We start from the raw sequence: 20,835 nt of genomic DNA on the forward strand, positions 1-20,835 counted from the left end.
GTGTGCCTCCTTCAATCGTTCAAGCAGGACTCAGGGGAGCGTCAGGTTCATCACTTCGATGCGGCCGCTGGCGAGGTTGCGCGGCGCGGTCAGGCGGGACAGGCTGCCGCCCGCGGCGCGCGCGGCCAGCAGATCGGGGTCAACCAGGCCGCCGGGAGCCAGCGCGGTATCGGCGCTGATGACGACTTCCACGGCGATCTCGGTTTCCACGACCAGCTCATCGGCCCCGGGCGTGACCTGGGCGACGCCGACGACGGCCACCAGGGCCTCGCCGCGCGCGTCCGTCATGCCGCGGCCGAGCACGGCCTGGCTGCCGGGGCGGTGCACGCGGATGGCCGCCTGCGCCACGGGTGCACCGGCGCGCTGCACGCTCAGGCGCAGGGCGGCCCAGGTGGAGAGCAGGGCGGTGGCGGGGGAGGGGTCGAGGGTGATGGGGGCGGCTTCGAACAGCGGTGTTGTTGCGGGCGGCGCAGCGAGCGGCGAGCGGGGCAGGGCGAGCGAGAAGCGGCGCGGCAGATAGCGGTCGGCGGGATCGCGGACGGTTCCCTGCAGCGGCAGCGCGGGCGTCGCCGGGATGGGATCGAAGGCGTTCTCGTAGTCGCGGCGGTCGTCGAGGTTGGCGGCATCGTCCAGGGCCGTCACGACGAAGAAGCCGCTGCGGTTGCGCTGCAGCCGGGCGCCGGGGATGTCCACGCGCAACGGCGCCTCGATGGTGTGGCCCGACATCGCATCGACGAAGCGCAGCGCCGCCCAGACGCGGCGCACATCGCTCTCTATCGTGTGGAAGACGGCACTCATGCGGGCACGCCTCCGTAGTCGAAGCGCCGCGCCACGACGGGCAGGGCGTCCGGCTCTTCGACGTCCAGCTGCACGATGCGGGCGACATAGGGCGCGCTGAGCCGGTAGCCCGGCGCGATGGCGTCCCAGATGCGCATCATGTCTTCCACCGTGATCTCGGCGGGGATGAGCTGCACAACCTCCTCGGCCGACCAGCCGCCGTTGCTGGACAGCGTGGACGCGTCGAGGATGGGCTCGCGGTGCAGTTCGCGCAGCACCCAGGCGAAGACGGCCAGCTCCATGGAGGTGCTGCTGGTCCAGACGGACAGCAGCAGATGCACGTCCAGCGACAGCGGTCGATTCGTCAGCCCCGGCGTGCGGCGCGAATCGCTGGCGCTCAAGTTGCGCATCTGCTCGTTGATGGTGACGCGGTAGGGCCAGATGGACAGCACGGCGCCCTGCCCGCCGAGGTCGGCCAGCAGGCCGCCGCTGCCTATCGCCTGGAAAGCGACCCCGCCATGGCGCTGGCGCAGCTCGGGCGTCCAGGCGTTGTCCAGCCTTTGGGCCAGGGATTCGGCCAGCGAGAGCAGGGCGGATTCGTTGGCCATGTCAGTAGGTCGAGTCCTGGGCCACGACGCCGTTGCCGACCGGGATGACCGGGCCGTACTCGGTCTCGTAGCGCTGCAGGGCCTCGGACAGCAGCTGCAGCAGGGCCTTGGCATAGGCCGGCGTCATCACCACGCGGGTGGGCATGCCGTGAGTCAGCGTTTCGCCCTCATAGGCCTGCGCCATGCGCAGCAGCACCTCGTTGCGGCTGAAGCCGACCTCGAACTGGTTCGCGTACTGATAGCCCCCGGCCGGGCAGCCCTCGGCAGCCCAGTCCCGTCGAACATCGGATGACGACTTCATGCGCCGTATGGCGCAAGGGCCGTGCCATGCCGAGCGGCGTGGGCGACCCCATATGAATCAATGGCTTGCGCACCCTGGTGTGAACGACGTCACATGGCGGGTGTGACGCTGTGCCGGGAAAGCCTCGGCGAATCAAGCAGTTGTGCTGTCACAGCCGCTTGTTACAGCGCACGTGCATTGCGGGCAGGTTCGGGTGCGATGTGGAACTGCTTCATCTTGCGGTACAGCGTCATGCGCGACCACTGCAGCATCTCGGCGGCGCGGGTGCGGTTCCATTCGCAGCGCTCCAATGCCTCGATCACGCGGCTGGACTCGTTGTTGAGCGGCTGCTGCGTCATGCTGAACAACGGCAGTTCGCCGGACTCCAGCGGCCGACCGTCGAACACCAGGCCGGCGGCTTCGACCAGGTTGCGCAGCTCGCGGGCATTGCCGGGCCAGTCGTGCTGCTGCATCAGCGCCATGGCGGCGGGCGTCACGCGCACCGGGCCGGCACCGTCATCCAGTTGACCCGCGAAATGCTCGAAAAGCGGCGCGACGTCCTCGGGGCGTTGGCGCAGCGGCAGCAACTCGACGCGGGCCACGTTCAGCCGGTAGAACAGATCGGCCCGGAAGCTGCCTTTGCGTACTGCCTGTTCCAGCGCGCAATGCGTGGCCGCGACGATGCGCACGTCGACACGGCGGCAGCGCATGGCGCCGATGGGGAAGACCTCGCGTGTCTCGATGACGCGCAGCAGCTTGGCCTGTGCGTGCAGTGGCATGTCGCCGATTTCGTCCAGGAACAGCGTGCCGCCGCTGGCCAGCGAGATCTTGCCGGGGTAGGCCGCATGGGCGCCGGTGAAGGCGCCGCGCTCGTAGCCGAAGAGTTCGCTGTCCAGCAGCGTGTCCGGCAACGCCGCGCAGTTGATGCTGACCATGGGCCCGGTGCGGCGTTCCCCGAGTTCGTGCAGGGCCCGGGCCACGCAGTCCTTGCCGGTGCCGGTTTCGCCGGTGATCAGCACGCTGCAACTCGAGCGCGCCAGCATCGGCAGGCGTGCGCGCAGAGCGGCGAGCGATGGGCTCGGTCCGACGATGCCGGCCAAGGCGTCCTTGATCAGCCGAGCCGCGCGTGCGTCGTCCTGTCCTGACACCAGGGCAGGCAACTGCTTGGGCGCGCTGGCTGGGGTCATGGATGGGCCTTCCTGAGCTGCCCGCCATCACGCGACATTACGTCGGCGGCTTCACGGCTTGATGCAGCGAACCGCGGTTGTACGACCGGAAGCCGGCAGAGGTCATTGGCCGTACGACGTGAACGCTGGGCAGGGCGTTTGCAAGTAAGTTCTTGATCTTGAACGACTTCCAGATTCGAACGCCCAGCGTTTACCTCTCGGAAAGTGGACGCCAACGTTGGGCGACCTAGCCACTGTAGGCGATCGTTGGGTAATGCAGCCAGTTGGTCACCATCGTTGGGTAATACAGCCAGAGGATGTTCGATCACTTGGCCGTTGGTTTGCCGTCAACCGGCCGCGGCCGCAGACGCTGATTCAAGTCTCGGACGGTGCGCTCATCGGAGGTCAGTTCGGTAAACAAGCCGCGGGTCAAGACAGCGGACATTACGACGCTTCCGACCAAGTAGCCGATCAACTGGGTCATGTTCAGCTTGCCATCGATGGCCATCCACACGAATACCAGTGCCAGCCAGGCCACGAACATGGCGAAGAGTGAATAGCCGGCGATTCTTCGGCGCTTCGCTCTTGTCAGCGTCAGGCCTTCAGCGGTGCTCGAAATCTCGCCGTTTCGCACCAGGTGGGCGTATCGGGCTCGGACTTCAGGGATCTCGCAGACCTCGAGACCCAAAAGTTGCTTCGGAGTCGCGCTCGGCCCCAGCTCGTAATGGACCTGAGCCCTGGAAAGCGCGATCAGTGCATCTAGGAGTGCCTCGTCGCTAGAACTATCGTCCGCAGCCAGTTCCAGCATGGCCCTCTGCTCCGCAATTAGCGCAAAGCACTTGGTCAACCGGCGGCTGAGCAGCGCCTGGTACCAGCGCAGGGCTATCCGAAGAGATCGGCATGAAAGGCGGTGCCAGTTGATTGCCTGGGCGATCTGCTGCCACTGAACGTCGGCACCGCCAACCGTCCTTTGCGAAAACACCATCGCCAGCTCCAGAGATCGCTGGGTGATGCTCTCGGCAGTCAGCCGCGGCCTGCTCATGCAGCCTTCCGTCCCGACAGCTGGCTCAACCGTTCTTCGACTTCGGCTTCGTTGCGCGGACCGTCCCTGAGCCATCGATAGAAGAGAGTGATGCGCTGGTATCGAGCGTATTCATTCAGCGGCTTGCCGTCGACGTCGTTGGGATTGGTGGCATCCCAGGCTTTCACGCGTTCCCACAGGGCGGCATCGAGGGGTTCAAGTGCTTCGCGATCCTTCCCGTAGACGACGAAATTGACGTCGATCTTCGCCTCGCGCATCGCATGAAGAACAGGCGTCTTGATGGAATTGCGGCCCTGCTCCCATTTTTGGACAGCCGAGTGAGCAACGTCCAAGATGCCTGCCAGCTCCTCCTGCGTAAGTCCCAGGCGGCGACGTTCGGCAGCCAACCGCTCGCCCGCGGTTTCGGGTGGAGGCAGAGGGAACTCAGGGTTTTTTCTAGGTCTTCCGGCCATTTTCAGCGATTGACACACCCGGCGCGCCGCGCGCAGACTCGCACTTCAAACAAAACAAGTACAAAAGTATTTATTTCGTTTGAAATGCTTCGCAGCAAGTGGAACACATGCAGCCTATTGCGCCCGCTGAGGAAAGTCAGCTTGACGGCCCCGCTTCTACCGGACGAGGCAGGGCCGTCAAGCTGAAGACGAGGGAAGAAGCCGCGCAGTGGTTCGCCGACCGCGGCATCACGATCACTGAATGGGCACTGGAGCGGCGGTTCAGCCCAGCTTTGGTCTACCAGGTGCTCGCCGGGACCCGCAAGGCTGTCCGAGGAAGCAGCTTCCAGATTGCCGTCGCGCTGGGCATGAAATCAGTGCCGGTCGACGATTTCGAATCCGCCTAGAACCTAGGCAAAAAACAGGAGGTGGTGCCAGACGCAAGGACCAAGTCGTCCGAAATCTGGGACCCAAAAACGCCAAACGCGTCAGGGATGGGGATCCACTGACGCGTCGGGACTTTTTCCTAACACCTACATAGGAAGTGTCCGGCGGATTTGGGCAGGCGTCAAGCGCCTGCTGAGCTTTTCGGTCACCGCGCCCAGCGGCGAAAAGACGACGGGCCAGGACAGCCCGTCCCAGCGCAGCCATGGGCGGCCTTCGAGCCGCACCTGGACCCATCCCATCGAGCCTTGGCGGTCGGGCTGTGCCCCGACCGGATGGTGGCTCATGCCTGGACACTTCTCATGAAAGAACAAGACCACTCGGTCGTGACCCATTGGGGCGGCCGTCAGGAACGCTATCGCGAGTTCAAGCGGACCCAGAACCGGGCTCACGACCCTTTCGGCGTCCAGCCCCTGCAATTCGGCTCCGACCTCCATTACGAGGCCTGGGTCCTGGAGCGCTTCTCGCCGACGACCAAGTCGTTGACGCGCAAACCAACGGACGTGAGGGCCGTCGTCGCGGGCACTGATCGCAGCGCCAAAGCTACCTTTGTCGTGACGCGGCGAGATGACTCGGTTGACTATGTCTTCGTGGCCAAGACCGATGCGTCCACCCCAGCGATGCGGGCCCTTGGCAAGATCGCGGCCGCGAACGGCGCGCAAGTCATCGTTCGTACACGCGCCGAAATCCGCGCTCGCGCTGACGAGTTCTGGTGGTGGGAAAAGCTCCGCCAAGTCGCTGTGCTGTGGGTACGAAAGGGCAGCGAATACGACGACGCGCTGGTGGCGTTGGTGGCCGCGGGCAACGGGACGCTGGCGGAGCTCTGCTCGCAGATCGAGGCGCCGCGTGATTTGATCAGGGCGCGCCTGGCACGACTCCACGTCGCAGGGCGGCTGGTGGTCCATCGTCAAGACGGCGAGTTGCACACCTCCGCGGTTGCAGGAGGCATGCAATGACTTCAATCCTCGCACCATCTCGTCAGGGCGTATCGCTTCTCCATCTGACGGCGATTGCCAAGGCAGGCCACACCCGTCGGGTGCTAGCGCAGCTATGTGATTTGCTGCGCGCGACGTCCTCCTCCTCGGAGGTCGGGAGCGTCGTAGCCGGGCCGCAGAGCATGCCGTTCGCTCGTTGCTCCAACGAGTCGAATCAGAACCTGAGCAATGTCAGCGCCGATGAGGAGGGCCATTGAATGGACACCTCTTCAAGAAACGGCCGGCGGAGCGTTCCGGCCGGTGACGGCTCGCGCGCGGGTCGCGTGCCCCGCGGAGCCTTTCGGCGACTGCTTTCCCAGCACCCGCGTATCTCACAGGCCCTCACAGCCTATCTGAACAAAAAGCCGCGGCCGGTTTCGCTAACGCTGCGCGAGCTGCACCAAGTGCTGGTCCAGGCGTGCAAGTGCGAAGGCCTGGGAGCTGACGACTATCCGCTCAACACCAGGAGCCTTGGCCGTCAGGCGCTCTCGCGATGGGCTGAAGGGTTGTCGCAACCTTCGGTTCGGCCTCAACCCAAGAGGTGGCCTGAATGAGCGCCCGGAAATCGGAGATGCGTCGAAAGGCGCTGCTGCTCAAGCTGCCCAAGGACTTTCAAGAATTCAAGTCGTGGCCACGAGAGGCAAGGTCAGCGATACCGGAGGATGAACTGGATCGCTACGACGGCCTGTGCAAGGCGGCGGACCTGTTCACCAAAAAGCAGTGCGTTGCCGACCTTGCCAAGGCTGCCGGCATGCGGCCCTTCAGGGTGCTGGACTACATCGAGACGGCAATCGAGCCGTGGAAGGAAGGCAACGGCATCACGGGGACGCGAGCCTTTGTCCGCTTCAAAGTGCAGAGCAACCGGGTGCGCACTGCCGACCTCCAGCCGTCGGATCCGCAGGACGCTCCAACCGCCGGTTTCAGTGGCTTGTTTGGCAAGCTCTTTACGGACCGCCCCGCCATAGAAACCAAGCTTGTCGAGTTCCTGAACGGGAAACAAAGGCCGAACAAGATCGGCGACAAGACGCTGCACACCAAGTTTCAAGCGATCTGCAAGGAAGAGGGGCTGACTGACGAGGACTATCCCCTTCGCTGCGCGACCAAGGGGTTCAGACCGCTGCTGCGTTGGTTCAAGACGAAATACCTCCCTCAATACCTGCTTGCACACATCAAGAAGAACAGCGGCAAGGCCGCGGGCGTGACGGCCGCGTCGTTGTCGGGTGATGGCGAAGCCAGGACGCCGTTCTGTGACTACCTGGCTTGGGTGATCGACGAGTGCGATTCCAATTTGGAAGCGAAGGTGATCATCCCAAGCGTGCGTTGGGGTGGGGACATCGTGCGCGTGCGCAGGTTTCCTGTCCTTCGCCTGCGTAGCCTCGGCGACTACGCGATGAACATCGCATTCCAAGTCTGCTTCACGCGCCAGGCCAAGGGCGCGGACGTCATCAAGCTCCTCAAGAATGCAGTGCTCGGCCAGCCGGTTCCACCGATGGTGGATCCGAATTTGAAGCCGGTCGAAGGGGCAGGCTTCCCGCAGGACATCTTCGAGAAGCTCAAGTTCGTTGTGCCGGTGGTGATCTATCTGGACAACGCCTTAGCCCACTTGTTCAATGACCTGCAAGAGGTGGTCATGCGACTGTTCGGGGGGCGCGTGGCCTTGGGCCCTCCGGCCACGCCCTTGGGCCGACCTGAAGTCGAGTCCAACATCCATCGCACCCGAAAGTGCTTTGACCTTCAACTGCCCGGGGCACTAGGCAGCGGTCCGAAGGATCCGCTTCGCCAGATCGCCGATTGTCCGACCGAGAAGCTCGTGCACTTCAACCACTATGAGCAGGGGCTCTACTGTCAGCTGGCCAACGAGAACGTATCGGACTCGGCGTCAGCAGGCTACCTTGACTCCTTCACGCGGATGAAGGAACTGTTGGCCCGCGGAACTTTCGAGCCCAACTACTTGCCCGAGCACCTGCGGGAGGGCTACCACTTCTGTGCGCCCAAGCGGCTTCCGGTGAAGTGCGAGATCACCACCAGCGGGCGGCTTCCGTTCATTCTGATCAGCCCCGTGGACCGCCGCTATTCGAGCAAATGGCTGAAGGCCAATCCGCCCGATGGCGTCCGAGAGTACTGGATCCTGCAGGATTACGACGACTTGCGCACGGCCATCATCTGCAACGACGACATGGCCTACGTCGATACCTTGCGGTGCGAAGGGGACTGGGGCCGTGTGCCCTTCGACCATCGCATTCAACAGATCATCAGCCGACGCAAGCACGCCGCCCGCTTCAAGACCCAAGCCAAGGAGATATCGGTCTATCAGATGCTGCAGTTCCTGGCCGACGATGCCAAGACCGACTGGTCCATCGGGCAGGATTTCTGCTATTTCATGAGCTACCTGAAGCGCATGGTGACGCCGGAGGAGTTGGCTGCAGCGCAGATCGAATACGGCAGCGAAGAGGCGCCCCTGGTCTACAACGATGGCTACGTGCCGCCGACCCCGGTGAGGGCGCCCGCCACTCCTGACCCATCGACAGGGCCAGCGATGCCCGCGCCGGCGCGCTCGAGCGTGGCGCCACGACTGCCTGGTCGCCGCTTCAATGTGCCGAGGGGGATGCGATGAGCGATAGCGTCAATGAACCGCCGGAAGATGCAGGACCTCTGCCGAGCAATGTCGAATCGCTCTATTTCTTCGAAGGCATCAGCTGGACGCCACAGATCGAAGATGCCGCACAGGCCGCAGCGCTGTGGATCAACTGCGACCAATGCGGCGCCGCTTTCTGGGGACTGCCACGGGTTGGGAAATCCGAGTTTGCCAAGTACTTCGAGAAAGTGGCCCTGGAGATGTTCGGTGGCACGGTCGTCGTCGTCCGGTTGCAGTTCGGCGGAGAACAGTTCAAGAAGCCCGAGCAACTGCTCAAGCGGGCCCTGACCAACTTGGGAGTTCGCTCAACAGCCCGCGAGCGTGAGTCGTTGCGCATTCGGTTGATGGACGAAATCTGGTTGAAATGCACACCACAGACGCGGCGTGTTGTTGTGATCGGCGACGAACTGCAGAACGTTGCACCGGACCTGTACGGTGAATTCGCTTTGATGGAGGCGGCGATCTCAGAAAAGAAGTACATCCCTTGCCTCATATGCATTGGCCAGCCTGAACTTCAGTCCACGATTGCCAACGTCGACAAGAACCTGCACATCATGGGCCGGCAGTTCCAGGAACTGCGCGAGTTTCGTGGCTTGTCGTTCGACCAGGTCGGCGAGTTCCTGCAGGCGCTGGATGGCGCGGATCACCACTTCACTTGGAAGCATTTTCCAAAGCGCGCTCAGGGCGGCTGGTCGATCGTCAAGTTGGTGCCGGCGATCGAGCAAGCAATCCGGTCCGTTCACGACGTCGACAAGATGAACATGGAGCTGTTCTTCCCGATGGCCTACCTCAGGCAGACCTTGAACTATCTGTTCTTCTTCCTGATCGACCCGGACAACGGTCAGAAGGAGGTCACTCACCACACGGTGCTCGATGCGTTCGACCGAAACGGCTTCAAGAAGGTCATGCTGTCCTACTGCAAGGGCAAGGCGCCAGCGGTCGACCATCAGGAGGCGACGCAATGACGGACAGCTCACGAATCTGGAACCGTCACGGCAAGCAGTACCTTGACCTCAAACTGGAGAAGTCCGCTTTCATCGCCTTCGTCGAATTTTCGTCGGACATGGTGCTGGACGTCAGTGAGGCCGCCACGCTGTCCAAGCAGAAGTGGCAGATGAAGCCGTCCATTTTTCATCTTGGAGAGGAAGTCGCCCTGGACCTGGCAGAGGCTATGGCGATCGATCCGGCGATGTGGGCCCAGGCGCGCGGAGCGGACTTGTTGGCGGGGCGCCCGCCCAGGCGCGTCTTGCTCGGTGACTTGCGTTACTGCCGGTCGTGCTTGCAGGTCGGCAACCATTCCCCGCTGTTCCAGTTGCCTCAACTGGTTCTGTGCCCGATCCACCTGGAGCCGCTTCGGATGGGCTGCCCGCATTGCGGCCGCGCCATCCCGACCAACGCGCTGGCGCTGGCGCGCAACCACTTCTACTGCGGCGCCTGCGATCACAACATGGCAAGCGAGCGTCGGCGGGCGTCGGTCGGTTGCGCGGTTGGCCATCCATCCGTTGAGCGGTTCGCCGCCCTGCGGCGGTTGGTGACCGATCCGCCGGCGCCGGGCGAATCGCGCAGCGAGCTTCGGTGCGACAGGCTGGCGGAGGTTGCCGCGAGTCCAGTGCTGGTGCGACTGCACCACGCACACAGCCTGTGGGGAGATCCGTCGATGGGTCTGGGGCTCCTCAAAATCCGGACGGAGTCATTCCGGCTCGCTGCGGAAGACGGACCTCTGAACCGCCCCAAGTTCTTCGCTTTGGTCCGTGGTGCCGTGATCGGGGCCTTCGAGGAGTTGGCCACGCGGCTCGCCAAGCACGTGAGATTGAAAGAGATGCCGCCAGGCGTGGAGAACGCGATGCATAGCGCGGCACGCGTGGACTTGCGGGTGTCGACGGTAGCCGCAGCGTTTTGGCAAACGGCGGCAGCCTTCGAAGTGCAGCGTTTCGTTCTGGGCGAATTGCCGCCACCCGCAGCCAAGGCTCAACCCTTTTGGTCTTGGCTGCCAGCGCACACGGGCGCGATGCGTCTCCTGGTTGCCCGTCAGGTGCAAGCATTGTTCGTTCGCAGCCTCATCCGAATGAGCAAGCTGCGGTACGGCGTTCAGGTGGCGTGGTCCGAGTTGCCCGATCAGGCGCTTTTCCTGCTGCCCTGGCGCTTGCGCCCGACAGCTGAGCCGGGCGGACTGGAATTCGAGGTTCGGACCCATGTGGACTTGAACACGGTGGATCGCCTGGCTTCGCGGTACCGGAGGCACTGGCTGATTGAAGCGCCAGAGGACGCCTCGACGCTGGGTCTGGTGACGTCGCCGGCCGCGGGAAAGCCATCCCTGTCTTTGCCTGGCGACCCGTCGCTCGGCGATAGCGGTGCCGTGTCACAGCCATAAGCAACCGTGGCCTGGGACGGACTCAGGCCTGAAGGTCCCAGCGCCGTGTCCAGAGGTTCACCCTGCGTCGCACATCTTCCTCCAGGGGTGGCATCTGGTGTGGACGGCTGTCGGCAGCAGACCACGCCAAAACCAAACGAGTCAATCATGACCATTGATATCTCTGCAATTGCGAGGTCCGTATGCAAGCAGGCCGCTGCTGACGACATTTTGATCAAGCTCAGCCACGCGCAGGAGCTGGTCGCGGCTTGCCTGGGCTACACCTCGCTGTCTGCTTTGCAGACAGCCCAAGCAGTGGGGTCTGAGCTCAGGAACTTCCATAAGGCGCGGCACGTGGTCATCGATCTGGATTTGGCGCGGTGCCGAGCGCTGGCACTTGGGCACAGCGCGCTAGCCGGCTCTCTGCAGGAACTGCTTTCGGTGGCTTTCTCTGCTCGTAGCAGATGGACTGAAGTTCACACCGACTTCAGGATCTTCGAAGAGGCACTGAAGCGCATCGCCGGGCAACAGATGCTTGCAGACCCTGACGTCCTTGCGTCGATCGGCGGGGCGCACATGGAGGACCGTTTCAACGTCTGCATCGATGACTCACTGGTGGCCGAGGAGGTACCAGTGTGCGAGCGCGTCAACATGACCTGGACCGGCCGCGTCACTCCAAAGGAGGGAGCGCATATTCCTGGGAATACGCTGCTGGTTGTTGCTGCCGTAAGCGCCAGGCGAGTAGGAGAACGGTGCTTCGAAGGTCCGTTCGTCGAAGTCTTCAGGCTCGCAGTGGCATAGAGGTGCCTCAACCTTTGGTCTGCACCGCTACGTTCGTGGCGAATTGCCGCCACCCACGGCGAGAGCTTCACCCTTCGCATATTCCCGGCCGAAAGAGCCGAAGGCCATGCAGGCGGTCGTGCGCCGTCAGATGCAAGCCCTGTTCGTGCTCAATGTGCTGAGGTTTCGTCACCTCAGGTACGGCGCGGAAGTCGCTTGGTCCGAAACACCTGAGCCGGCGAAATATCTGATGCCATGGCGAATCTGTCGAGCCCGTGAGGGTGCAACCGCTGAGCTTCAAATTCGAGCTCGGGCGGACGGCGCAACTGTTTACCGCGTCGTGAAACGCTACCGGTATAGCCGTTTGACAAAGGCCTCTCCCGACTGCGATCTGACGGCGTTTCTTCGGAACGGGTAGGGCGATCGCCGGAGTCACTACTTGATGGCGGGGTTGTGGGCTTGCGCGCGCCGTGACCGCAGACACAGGGAGCACAGCGCGCCGATTTCTCAGACCGCAGCCCGCCACTGATCGTTGCATCCGGGGAGTGGCAAATCCGACTGCGCTGGCTACACTGAACCGGTGCGTCGCTTCCTTGTTTACCTGCTTCTTCTCGTGGTGCCGCTGCAGTTCGCTTGGGCTGCGGCGTGCGGTTGCTGCGACGAGTTTGGCGGTACGACGACTGAGCACTTGTGTCACCAGGAGCTTGAGCGGGCGTCCGGGCATGCCCACGCAGGCAAGGACGGCAAAGCTTCCAAGGTGGGCAACCAAACGCATGTCTCCTGCGAAAAGTGCCATTTCGGGTGCAGCCTGAGTTTGGCTGTCTCCTTGTGCGTTCCAGACCAGGCGTCCGGGCAAGGTTTGTTCGCTGAGCCGTTGCAACCTGCTTCTCACATTCCTCGTCTGCCAGAACGCCCTGACAGATCGCGCGCAGCCTGATCCGGCGAGACGCGCTGCTTTCTTCCCAATCAGCCGCAGGCGACGCCCGTCGGATCTCCTATTTGGTCTTGCCATTTGGAGTGTTCGATGCGAATGCAGATGCCGGGGCTCGTGCGCCTGGCCCACGGCCAACTTGAACAAACGCCTTTCCTCCACAGGAGGGACATCGTCGTGGCGTCAGTGTTGCTCGGCAGCACGCTGGTGACCGGCTGCGTGGGTTACCCGGTCGCTGGTGCGCGCGATGACTACTGCTATCGGGCCCGCCGACGCTCCGGGTCGAGGGCGACGTGCGTGCCCGGGCGCGTACCTGGCGCCGCGGTTGATGCGATGGTCAAGCGGTTTGAGCCAGTCCCTGGAAAGCTGACCCTGTATCTCGTGCGCAATCGATGGGCGGATACGGCGAACGTAGTTCTCGTCGGCATCGACGGTGGCAACCCAGTGCCAACAGTGCCAGCGTCTTTCCTGAGGTTTTTGATGGCGCCGGGTCCGTACCGTCTCACGTTCAAGTGGGAAAAAGGTAGCGGCCAGCTTAGCGTTTTTGGCGGAGCAGGGCAGATCTTGTTTGTCGACCTGGTGGGTAGCCTTTGGTTTTGGAGCGAGGGCTACCGACTTGGCCTTGGGGATATGCACAGCAATGAGCGCGTCCTGAAAAGTCGGCTGGTCGCAGATGTGGAAGTGGGCGCGCCGCAGTGATGGACAAACGAAAGCAGGGCGACGATGGCGGCACAGCAGTGAACCTGCCGCCGGAAACCGCGGCCGCGCACCTTGAGGCGCTGGCCAAGGGCATCAACGACGTCGACATCGTCGTCCAGGGCTTGCGGAACAAGGTGCCGCCCGCAAAGCCATGGCAACGCCAGCTTCTTGCTCAGTTGGCCGAGGCTGATCGCCACATCGAGATCCTCAGGCTGACCATCTCGTTGGAGCGAGACGCCCGGGAGATTTCGGAGGCCGCTGCACAGTTGAAGCTGGTGCTGCAGAACGCGCATGTCCAGATTGCCAAGGGGCGGGCTGACGGTTGGACCAAGGGGGCCGTCCAGGTGGCACTCCATGCCGCATGGCTGATCAATGCCTTGCTAGCACCATGAGCGGCGGCCATCTGCACTGTGCCGCCGGCCAGACGGCAACGACGTCCACGTGGTGCTCGCCCGCACGGATCGATAGGCCCGGACCCTCACCAGCGCCGGGTGACACACAAGCCGTACTCAACAACTCGCTGACATCAGGAGGCATCGATTGATGAACGATCCTGGCGCTACGCCATCCGCAATTTGGCAGAACGACTTTACGGTCGACAACCTGATCGACTACGCACGCGCGTCCAGGGCGTTGTCGGAGTACATCCGTGTCCTTGTGCATGATGGTTTCGGTCACCTGGTTGTGCCCAGCCGCGGGTCGGTGCCGTTCATCGAAGCGGCGCACACGGCGTGGCGCCTTCAAGCGCGCTCGATGCCCACAGTGCAGGAGAGGGTGCATGAGCTCAGCCAACTGAACTCGTCTCCGTTCATTCGGGAACTCGTGCTCCCGTTCTCGGCCGATCCGCAAGATGCCACGCAAACGACGGCGGCCATCCGGCGCTACTGGTCCCGCGTGCTCGCCGCGCTGGTGCGGCGCGATGGCACCGACCCCTACCTGACCTTCTACAAGATCCTGGTCGAGAACTTGGCAAAGCGATCTTGGCTGGCTGCGTTGCCGAGCAAGCTGCCCAACGAAAAGTTCATCTTCGTCGACACGGTCGTCTCGGGTCGGGCCATCTGCGAAATCTTCAAGGCGTTCGAAGAGGTGGGGCTCGATCAATGCCACTTCATCCTGATCGTTGACGCGGGCGGGGCCGAGGTGGCACCCCAGTACCAGCGCGTCATCGAGCAGATGGCCGCCCTGAGGCGATGCACGCTGATTCCGGTGAATCGCCTGTTCACTGAGGACCGCGGTCCAGCTGTCAGTGGCGTCTGGAGCACCGTCTACCCGCAGGTGCTCGATACGGTGCGCAAGAAGTTCGAGTGGGCCACCGATGCGTATGGCGCGGGAACCTTCTATCACCAGGTGTCGAGTTCGCAGGTGTCCCAACGCGAGGGAATCGGGGACGCCGAGTACAACATGCCGGTCACGCGCATGTTCGCGTCGTTGTCGGTCGGGATCTTCACGGCCGTCAGTTCGCTGCACGAGATGGAGGTAGCAGAGCGCAAGCTGGCGCAAGCGGTCGGGCGCGACGTCGATGGCTTCGATGACATGCTCGCCGACCGACGGTTGGATATCGAAGTCTCGATGCGCCGGCAACTGGAGTACCAGCTGATGAAGTTCCGTCAGACGGTTGAGGAGATGAAGCCCTACACGCCGCTGGACAAGCAGACGACCCGAATCCTCGCCGCGCCGCGGGTCCTCGATGCCCATCCCAACGCCGTCGTCGACGTCTCAAGCTCCCACTTGGTGCGCGTCACCTTGCCGGAGGCGGAGATCGCCAACGTCATGCGAGAGGCCGACCGAGAACTCGCAGCAGGCAAGGACGTCCTTGACGACGATTGGTTCCGATAGCGGGGGGCGCCCGCATCGAGACGCCATCCGGGCAAGCTGTTCGGACACGCGAGACCATTTTGGATGGTTGCGTCAGTCCTGGGCCAGATCCCAGATAAGGTGAGCGTCGATCAGCACGCGCATCTCCCAGCGCACCGCCTCGCCTTGGGCCTGCAGCGCGGCGCGAGCCGCACCGGCAGCTTGCCGGCGCGCAAGCAGCAGGGCTTGCAGGTCGGCCTCGCCCAGGCTGTAGGCACGCTGCATCAGCCGCGCGCTATCGCCACTCAGCCGGGCCGCCTCGCTGGCGATCTGCCAGCGTTCCAGGCTCCCAGTGGCGTCGGCATAGGTCTGCACTGCCTCCAGTTCGACGTCGCGGCGCACCTGATCCAGCGCGGCCTGCAGGGTGTCGGCTTCCTTGCCCGATTGAAGCGCCCGCTCATTTCGGTACGCACCACCCAAAGGGATGCTCACGCTGAGGCCGACGACGCGCTCATTGCGCAGGGCCTCGTTGGCCGTGAACACGCCCACCGTCGGATCGGGGATTCGATCGGCTCGCATACGTGCGGCAGAGACCCTGGCGCGGCGCCATTCGGCGTCTGCAGACTTGATGGGGTCCGCCTCGTCCAGCACCCGTTCGCGCCACCGCGGCTCGGGCCAGATCGGCTGTTGAGGCGGCGGCAGCACGATTCCCTCGGGCACCACGGCTTTGAAACGCACACGAAGCGCGGCCTCGGCCTTGGCCACTTCCGTAGCGGCCAGGCTGGTCTCGCGTGCAACCTCGCCAATCTCGCCCTGAGCGACATTGGCGTCCAGCACCGAGGCATCTCCCGCCCGCTGTCGCTTGGTCACCACGTCGAGGTTGCTGACAGCGATCGCAAGCTGGTCGCGCAGCAGCGCGTGCTGGCGGCGCGCGACGATGACGGCCGTCCAGGCGTCAGAAAGGGCACGCGCGGCCTCGTGGCGAGCCTCACCGACGCGCGCGCGCCCAAGCTCCACCTCCAGGTCGCGAAGTTGCCGATCCAGCCCGGCCTTGCCATTCACACGAATACCGCGTTCGAGCTGGGCCAGCCATTCGTTCGAGCGAGCGCCGCTGTCTTGGTAGTTGCGGCGTTGGCCTTGAACGCGGAGCGTCCACTCATGCGTACCCGCTGCGACGGCCGCACCACCGTGCTTGGCGGCGTCAGCAGCATGGCGTGCACGAGTGACGGAAGAATCTGCTTCGATCCAGGCGCTTGCTTGGGCGGTAGCGGGCAAGAAGCCAGGGGTCAGGACATCCTGAGCCTTGGCGGCGAATGCCATAGCCAGCCAGGCGAGGGCGGTTGCGAGCAGCCGCTTCATTGAAATTCTCCTTGTCGGGCGACCGTCGTGGCCCAGTAGCTCACACCGGTGCGCGCCAGTTCTGGCTGCAACTGAACGAGCAACGCGTCAAGCCGTGCGGCGGGAACCAGCACCTGCACCAGGGCTGCATCACTGCGGCCGCTGACCTGCTCTGAGGTAGTCAGCGCTGCATGCGAGAAGCCATGCGCGTAGGCTGGGCTGCTGACGAAAACGGCCATGTCAAGCAAGGTCAGCAGGGCATCCTGCACTCGTTCCTGAGCTGGGAGCGGGCACAACAGGTTGAGGCAAAGCAAGTCAGCCATGAGCCACCTCCAGGATGGGCTGCGCCGCCGTTGGTCGGCCAAAACGCAGGTAGAGGACTGGCAGTAGGACCAACGTCAGGACCGTCGCTGTGATCAGGCCGCCAATGACGACGATGGCGAGCGGCCGCTGGATCTCCGAACCAGGGCCGGTGGCGAACAGCAGCGGGATGAGGCCGAAGGCCGTGATGGAGGCCGTCATCAGCACGGGTCGCAATCGCCGCATGGCCCCCTGCGTGACGCTGTCGATGGGGCTCATGCCCTCCGCGCTCAGCTGGTTGAAGTAGCTCACCAGAACCACGCCGTTCAGCACCGCGATGCCCAGCAGCGCGATGAAGCCTACGGAGGCTGGCACCGACAAGTACTCGCCTGTGACCCAAAGGCCCACAATGCCGCCCACTAGCGCGAATGGGACATTGCTGAGCACCAGCAGCGCTTGGCGCACGGAGCCGAAGGTGGAAAACAGGATCATGAAGATGATTCCCAGCGCCAGCGGCACGACAAGCCCCAGGCGGGCCGCGGCGCGCTGCTGGTTCTCGAACTGGCCGCCCCAGCTGATGCGGTATCCCGTGGGCAGCTGCACGGCGGCGCTGACTTTCTGTTTGGCCTCTTCGACAAAACCGACGAGATCGCGCCCGCCCACGTTGGCGATGACGACGCTGTAGCGACTCCCCAACTCGCGGTTGATCTGCACGGGACCGGTGTCGCGCAGCAGCGTGGCGACTGATTCCAGTGGCACGGAACGGCCGTCGGGCGTGGAGATGCGCAGTGCCGCGAAGTCCGCCGGCGACAACCGCATGCGCTCCGGTCCGCGCAACACGATGGGCACGCGGCGAGCGCCTTCGATGACGGTGCCGGCACGCTGGCCCTCGATCTGCACGCGCAATGCGTCCTGCACGTCTTCCACCGACAGACCGTAGTTGCCCGCGGCGAGCCGATCCACCACGACGCGCAGGTATTGCACGCCGTCGTTCTGCACTGTGTAGACGTCCTGATTGCCAGGCACCGTCTTCATGACGTCTTCTATCTTGGCGGCAATCTGGTTCAACGTCGACAGGTCAGGGCCGAAGACCTTGATCGCCAGGTCGCCACGCACGCCGATGATCATCTCGGACACCCGCATGTCGATGGGCTGGGTGAAGCTGTACTTGATGCCCGGCATTTGGTCGAGCACCGTTCGCACCTTGGCGATCAGCGCGTCCTTGTCCTTCAGTTGCCACTCGTCACGCGGCTTGAGCACGAGGAAGGTGTCTGTCTGGTTCAGCCCCATGGGGTCAAGGCCGATTTCGTCCGACCCCGCACGCGCCACAACGCCGGTGATCTCCGGGATGTTCTTCATCAGCGCCTGGTGGATCTTCAAGTCCAGCGCGGCGGACTCTTCCAAACTGACGGAGGGCAGCTTCTCGATACCCACGATGAGGTCTCCCTCGTCCATGGTCGGCAGGAAGGTCTTGCCCACAAGCAGGTAGACCAGCGCGGCCACTGCCAGCATGGAGGCGGCAACGATGTAGACGAGCTTTTCACGGCGCAGTGCGCCCTTGAGCAGTGGCTCATAGGCCTTCAGCAGCTTGCGCACCAGCCAGGGATCCTCATGCGACACCTTCTTGAGCAGGAAGCTCGCGACGACCGGGATGACGGTCAGCGACAGAACCAGCGACCCCACCAGCGCGAAAACGATGGTCATCGCCACGGGCACGAAGAACTTGCCCTCCAGGTCTTGCAGCGTCAGCAGTGGCAGGAACACCACCACGATGATGAGCACGCCCGCCACGACAGGTGTGGCGACCTCGCGCACCGCGCGCAGGACCACATGCAGACGCGGCAGCCTGCCGGCCGTCCTGTCATGCCCCAGGTGCTGCACGACGTTCTCCACGATAACAACGGCCGCGTCCACCAGCATGCCCAGCGCGATGGCTAGTCCGCCCAGGCTCATGAGGTTCGCAGACATGCCGGCTGCGCGCATGGCGATGAAGGTGGTCAGGGCTGCCAGGGGCAACACCAGCGCCACCGTCACAGCCGCGCGTACGTTCCCAAGAAATGCTCCGAGCAGGATGAGCACCAGAACCGTGGCTTCCAGCAGCGCCTTGGACACCGTGCCCACAGCTTTCTCGACGAGCTGGGCGCGGTCATAGAAGGCCTTGACCTGGACACCCTTGGGCAATGTAGGTTGCAACTCGGCCAGCTTGCGCTTGACACCATCCACGACCTTCTGTGCATTCGCACCTGCCAAGCCCAGCACCAGGCCTTCGACAGCCTCGGCCTGACCGTCCTTGGTGACCACGCCGTAGCGCGTCACGCTGCCCAGGCGGACATCGGCGACATCGGCCATGCGCACGGGCACACCGCTCTTTACTGCCACGACGATGGCCCGGATGTCATCGGCTGTCTTCAGGCTGCCCTCAGCGCGCACCAGCAGTACTTCGCCGCCCTGACCGAGGCGGCCGGCGCCGTCGTTTCGGTTGTTCTTTTCTATGGCGCTCTTCAGCGCTTCCGTCGACAGGCCCATGATCGCCAGGCGCGCCATATCCGGCACCACCTCGAAGCTGCGCACCTTGCCGCCCAGCGAGTTCACATCGGCCACGCCGGGCACCGTGCGCAGGGCAGGGCGTATGACCCAGTCCAGCACCTCGCGGCGCTCCTCCAGCGTCATGTCAGGCGCCTCGACGGTGAACTGGTACATCTCGCCAAGTGGCGTCGTGATGGGCGCCATGCCTCCAGCCAAGCCGGCGGGCAGATCGCCTTGGATGTTGGCCAGGCGCTCAGCGACCTGCTGGCGGGCCCAGTAGAGGTCGGTGCCGTCCTCAAAGTCGATGGTGACGTCGGAGATGCCGTACTTGGACACCGAGCGCAGCATCTTCTGTCGCGGAATGCCCAGCATCTCGACCTCGATGGGTGCCACGATGCGGCTCTCGACCTCTTCGGGCGTCATGCCCGGCGCTTTCAGGATGACCTTGACCTGGGTGCTGGAGACGTCAGGAAAGGCGTCGATCGGCAGGTTGCGGAACGCGTACCACCCAAAGCCCGCCAACATGGCAGCCCCGAGCAGCACGAAGATGCGCTGTGAAAGCGCGAATTGCACAAGGCGGGTCAACATCACTCACCCCCGCCCAAACCCAGCCATGCCGACTTCAGCGCGATGACAGAGGTGACGGCCACTTCCTGGCCGCTCTTCAGATTGCCCACCACTTCCACGGCCTGACCGGCGCTGCTGGCGACGGTGATCGGTGTGGCGACGAAACCCTTGGCGCTGCGTACGAAGACAAGCGCTTTGTCGTCGTGGTACGTGACGGCCGTCAGAGGCAGGTTCCAGCCACCGCCCGCCGCGAACGGTACACGGGCCTGCACCACCTCGCCTGGGCGCAGTTTGTCGCCTCCCTTGGTCACGCGGGCTCGCAGCGTTTGCGTTTGGCTGTCACCGACCAACGAGCCCACGGAAAGCACCAACGCCGTCACTTCCCGACCAGGCACGGTGATCTCGCCGTTGCGTGGCACCGTAGTGCCGGCGGCCACTTGCACCTCCAGCCACAACTCGCGCAGATTGGCGATGCGCAAGAGCGGGTCGGCCTCCTTCACGCGCTGGCCCAGCTTGGCATCCAGCGACGCAACCACGCCATCCGTGCGAGCACGCACGGTAAGTGCGTCCTCCGGTTGGCCGCTGGCCGTCGCGCGACGCACGGAGCCGGCGTCGGCCCCGGACAGGCGAAGCGCGGCCTCGGCCTGGCGCACAGCGGCATCGGCGCCGGTCTGGGCGGCCTGGGCCTCTTGCACGCGGCGCGCGGGGATGATGCCCTCGGCCAGCAGCGCTTTCTCGCGCTCGAGTGTCTGGCGGGCCAGCTTCGCGCGACTGTCGGCTTCCATCAGCTTGAGCTGCAGTTCGCCATAGGCGGGGCTGGCGATGCGCAACAGCGGCTGGCCGACCTTGACCGTGTCCTGTGGGTTGACGAGCAGTCGGTCGATGACCCCATCCAAGGGCGCGCTGACCATTACGTCCTGATTGGGCGGCAACACCACCCGGGCCGGGGAGGCTAGGCCAGCTATCACTGCCGGCTGACTCAGCTTGCGCACGGTGACGCCCAGGGCCTGCATCTGGGCAGGCGAAACAGCGAATTCAGCGACAGGCTCAGCCGCGGACACGGGCAGAGGCAGGCCGGCGCAGAGCAGCGCGCCAGCAACGGCGGACGCGAGCGCGCGCGCCCGGGGCATTTGAAACATGGGAGAACTCCACAGGGGCCGCCATGACATGGGCGGCCGACAACCGGCGCCGCA

General features: G+C 64.0%; 20 protein-coding genes. 10 read left to right on the forward strand and 10 right to left on the reverse strand.

Translation table 11 applies throughout. From position 1 onward, the window contains the following. Positions 1-30 precede the first annotated feature (30 nt). From AC3WOE_RS03455 to AC3WOE_RS03480, 6 genes are all read right to left on the reverse strand, one after another. Positions 31-798 carry a hypothetical protein gene (locus AC3WOE_RS03455; RefSeq protein WP_492688295.1) on the reverse strand — a complete coding sequence of 256 codons (768 nt, stop codon included), beginning with the start codon at positions 796-798 and terminating at the stop codon, positions 31-33. After that, positions 795-1,385: a Pvc16 family protein gene (locus AC3WOE_RS03460; RefSeq protein WP_492688297.1), complete on the reverse strand. Its 591-nt coding sequence runs from the start codon at positions 1,383-1,385 to the stop codon at positions 795-797. The genes AC3WOE_RS03455 and AC3WOE_RS03460 overlap by 4 nt, the downstream gene beginning before the upstream one ends. Before the next feature lies 1 nt (position 1,386). Further along, the gene (locus AC3WOE_RS03465; RefSeq protein WP_492688298.1) at positions 1,387-1,686 is read right to left on the reverse strand and encodes a DUF3467 domain-containing protein; all 300 of its coding nucleotides are present in this window, start codon (positions 1,684-1,686) and stop codon (positions 1,387-1,389) included. A 161-nt stretch (positions 1,687-1,847) separates the two neighbouring features. Continuing rightward, positions 1,848-2,852 (reverse strand): sigma-54 interaction domain-containing protein, encoded by a 1,005-nt coding sequence (locus AC3WOE_RS03470; protein ID WP_492688299.1) that lies wholly within the window; start codon positions 2,850-2,852, stop codon positions 1,848-1,850. A 304-nt stretch (positions 2,853-3,156) separates the two neighbouring features. After that, positions 3,157-3,873, reverse strand: a complete 717-nt coding sequence (locus AC3WOE_RS03475; protein WP_492688300.1) for a hypothetical protein — start codon at positions 3,871-3,873, stop codon at positions 3,157-3,159. After that, positions 3,870-4,325 carry a helix-turn-helix domain-containing protein gene (locus tag AC3WOE_RS03480; protein WP_088481204.1) on the reverse strand — a complete coding sequence of 152 codons (456 nt, stop codon included), beginning with the start codon at positions 4,323-4,325 and terminating at the stop codon, positions 3,870-3,872. Before AC3WOE_RS03480 ends, AC3WOE_RS03475 begins: the two co-directional genes overlap by 4 nt. Before the next feature lie 107 nt (positions 4,326-4,432). On the opposite strand from AC3WOE_RS03480, the gene AC3WOE_RS03485 reads away from it, so the two are divergent. From AC3WOE_RS03485 to AC3WOE_RS03530, 10 genes are all read left to right on the forward strand, one after another. Continuing rightward, positions 4,433-4,711 (forward strand): DNA-binding protein, encoded by a 279-nt coding sequence (locus AC3WOE_RS03485; protein WP_409982556.1) that lies wholly within the window; start codon positions 4,433-4,435, stop codon positions 4,709-4,711. A gap of 339 nt (positions 4,712-5,050) precedes the next feature. Then, positions 5,051-5,704: a hypothetical protein gene (locus AC3WOE_RS03490; protein ID WP_492688302.1), complete on the forward strand. Its 654-nt coding sequence runs from the start codon at positions 5,051-5,053 to the stop codon at positions 5,702-5,704. Further along, a complete protein-coding gene (locus tag AC3WOE_RS03495) occupies positions 5,701-5,940 on the forward strand; it encodes a hypothetical protein (RefSeq protein ID WP_492688304.1) in 240 nt (79 codons plus the stop codon). The genes AC3WOE_RS03490 and AC3WOE_RS03495 overlap by 4 nt, the downstream gene beginning before the upstream one ends. A 332-nt stretch (positions 5,941-6,272) precedes the next feature. Beyond that, a complete protein-coding gene (locus AC3WOE_RS03500) occupies positions 6,273-8,336 on the forward strand; it encodes a hypothetical protein (RefSeq protein ID WP_492688306.1) in 2,064 nt (687 codons plus the stop codon). Further along, positions 8,333-9,322, forward strand: coding sequence for an AAA family ATPase (locus AC3WOE_RS03505; protein ID WP_492688308.1), 990 nt, complete (start codon positions 8,333-8,335; stop codon positions 9,320-9,322). The genes AC3WOE_RS03500 and AC3WOE_RS03505 overlap by 4 nt, the downstream gene beginning before the upstream one ends. Further along, the gene (locus AC3WOE_RS03510) at positions 9,319-10,728 is read left to right on the forward strand and encodes a hypothetical protein (RefSeq protein ID WP_492688309.1); all 1,410 of its coding nucleotides are present in this window, start codon (positions 9,319-9,321) and stop codon (positions 10,726-10,728) included. The genes AC3WOE_RS03505 and AC3WOE_RS03510 overlap by 4 nt, the downstream gene beginning before the upstream one ends. A 147-nt stretch (positions 10,729-10,875) precedes the next feature. Next, entirely contained in the window at positions 10,876-11,508 is a 633-nt protein-coding gene (locus AC3WOE_RS03515; protein ID WP_492688311.1) for a hypothetical protein, read from the forward strand. Positions 11,509-12,511: 1,003 nt separating this feature from the next. Then, positions 12,512-13,117: a hypothetical protein gene (locus AC3WOE_RS03520; protein ID WP_492688312.1), complete on the forward strand. Its 606-nt coding sequence runs from the start codon at positions 12,512-12,514 to the stop codon at positions 13,115-13,117. Then, complete coding sequence (locus tag AC3WOE_RS03525) at positions 13,117-13,509, forward strand: hypothetical protein (protein WP_492688313.1); 393 nt, start codon at positions 13,117-13,119, stop codon at positions 13,507-13,509. Before AC3WOE_RS03520 ends, AC3WOE_RS03525 begins: the two co-directional genes overlap by 1 nt. A gap of 151 nt (positions 13,510-13,660) precedes the next feature. Next, positions 13,661-14,953: a hypothetical protein gene (locus AC3WOE_RS03530; RefSeq protein ID WP_492688315.1), complete on the forward strand. Its 1,293-nt coding sequence runs from the start codon at positions 13,661-13,663 to the stop codon at positions 14,951-14,953. Between the two features lie 72 nt (positions 14,954-15,025). Here AC3WOE_RS03530 and AC3WOE_RS03535 read toward each other — a convergent pair whose 3' ends face one another. Genes AC3WOE_RS03535 through AC3WOE_RS03550 form a run of 4 tightly spaced genes read right to left on the reverse strand, consistent with a single transcriptional unit; the run spans position 15,026 to position 20,781 of the window. Further along, positions 15,026-16,270: a TolC family protein gene (locus tag AC3WOE_RS03535; protein WP_492688316.1), complete on the reverse strand. Its 1,245-nt coding sequence runs from the start codon at positions 16,268-16,270 to the stop codon at positions 15,026-15,028. Next, entirely contained in the window at positions 16,267-16,572 is a 306-nt protein-coding gene (locus AC3WOE_RS03540) for a DUF3240 family protein (protein WP_492688317.1), read from the reverse strand. The genes AC3WOE_RS03535 and AC3WOE_RS03540 overlap by 4 nt, the downstream gene beginning before the upstream one ends. Beyond that, positions 16,565-19,663, reverse strand: coding sequence for an efflux RND transporter permease subunit (locus AC3WOE_RS03545; protein ID WP_492688319.1), 3,099 nt, complete (start codon positions 19,661-19,663; stop codon positions 16,565-16,567). Before AC3WOE_RS03545 ends, AC3WOE_RS03540 begins: the two co-directional genes overlap by 8 nt. Further along, positions 19,663-20,781 (reverse strand): efflux RND transporter periplasmic adaptor subunit, encoded by a 1,119-nt coding sequence (locus tag AC3WOE_RS03550; RefSeq protein ID WP_492688320.1) that lies wholly within the window; start codon positions 20,779-20,781, stop codon positions 19,663-19,665. Before AC3WOE_RS03550 ends, AC3WOE_RS03545 begins: the two co-directional genes overlap by 1 nt. Positions 20,782-20,835: the final 54 nt, after the last annotated feature.

The sequence above is a fragment of the Roseateles sp. FW305-36 genome, assembly GCF_058787015.1.

Bases quoted from the DNA above. Each gene is read 5' to 3' on its own strand.
- AC3WOE_RS03455 (WP_492688295.1), bottom strand. From the start codon at position 798: ATGAGTGCCGTCTTCCACACGATAGAGAGCGATGTGCGCCGCGTCTGG.
- AC3WOE_RS03530 (WP_492688315.1), top strand. From the start codon at position 13,661: ATGAACGATCCTGGCGCTACGCCATCCGCAATTTGGCAGAACGACTTT.
- AC3WOE_RS03550 (WP_492688320.1), bottom strand. From the start codon at position 20,781: ATGTTTCAAATGCCCCGGGCGCGCGCGCTCGCGTCCGCCGTTGCTGGC.
- AC3WOE_RS03495 (WP_492688304.1), top strand. From the start codon at position 5,701: ATGACTTCAATCCTCGCACCATCTCGTCAGGGCGTATCGCTTCTCCAT.
- AC3WOE_RS03470 (WP_492688299.1), bottom strand. From the start codon at position 2,852: ATGACCCCAGCCAGCGCGCCCAAGCAGTTGCCTGCCCTGGTGTCAGGA.
- AC3WOE_RS03460 (WP_492688297.1), bottom strand. From the start codon at position 1,385: ATGGCCAACGAATCCGCCCTGCTCTCGCTGGCCGAATCCCTGGCCCAA.
- AC3WOE_RS03545 (WP_492688319.1), bottom strand. From the start codon at position 19,663: ATGTTGACCCGCCTTGTGCAATTCGCGCTTTCACAGCGCATCTTCGTG.
- AC3WOE_RS03510 (WP_492688309.1), top strand. From the start codon at position 9,319: ATGACGGACAGCTCACGAATCTGGAACCGTCACGGCAAGCAGTACCTT.
- AC3WOE_RS03515 (WP_492688311.1), top strand. From the start codon at position 10,876: ATGACCATTGATATCTCTGCAATTGCGAGGTCCGTATGCAAGCAGGCC.
- AC3WOE_RS03540 (WP_492688317.1), bottom strand. From the start codon at position 16,572: ATGGCTGACTTGCTTTGCCTCAACCTGTTGTGCCCGCTCCCAGCTCAG.
- AC3WOE_RS03535 (WP_492688316.1), bottom strand. From the start codon at position 16,270: ATGAAGCGGCTGCTCGCAACCGCCCTCGCCTGGCTGGCTATGGCATTC.
- AC3WOE_RS03500 (WP_492688306.1), top strand. From the start codon at position 6,273: ATGAGCGCCCGGAAATCGGAGATGCGTCGAAAGGCGCTGCTGCTCAAG.
- AC3WOE_RS03490 (WP_492688302.1), top strand. From the start codon at position 5,051: ATGAAAGAACAAGACCACTCGGTCGTGACCCATTGGGGCGGCCGTCAG.
- AC3WOE_RS03475 (WP_492688300.1), bottom strand. From the start codon at position 3,873: ATGAGCAGGCCGCGGCTGACTGCCGAGAGCATCACCCAGCGATCTCTG.
- AC3WOE_RS03465 (WP_492688298.1), bottom strand. From the start codon at position 1,686: ATGAAGTCGTCATCCGATGTTCGACGGGACTGGGCTGCCGAGGGCTGC.
- AC3WOE_RS03505 (WP_492688308.1), top strand. From the start codon at position 8,333: ATGAGCGATAGCGTCAATGAACCGCCGGAAGATGCAGGACCTCTGCCG.
- AC3WOE_RS03520 (WP_492688312.1), top strand. From the start codon at position 12,512: ATGCGAATGCAGATGCCGGGGCTCGTGCGCCTGGCCCACGGCCAACTT.
- AC3WOE_RS03480 (WP_088481204.1), bottom strand. From the start codon at position 4,325: ATGGCCGGAAGACCTAGAAAAAACCCTGAGTTCCCTCTGCCTCCACCC.
- AC3WOE_RS03485 (WP_409982556.1), top strand. From the start codon at position 4,433: ATGCAGCCTATTGCGCCCGCTGAGGAAAGTCAGCTTGACGGCCCCGCT.
- AC3WOE_RS03525 (WP_492688313.1), top strand. From the start codon at position 13,117: ATGGACAAACGAAAGCAGGGCGACGATGGCGGCACAGCAGTGAACCTG.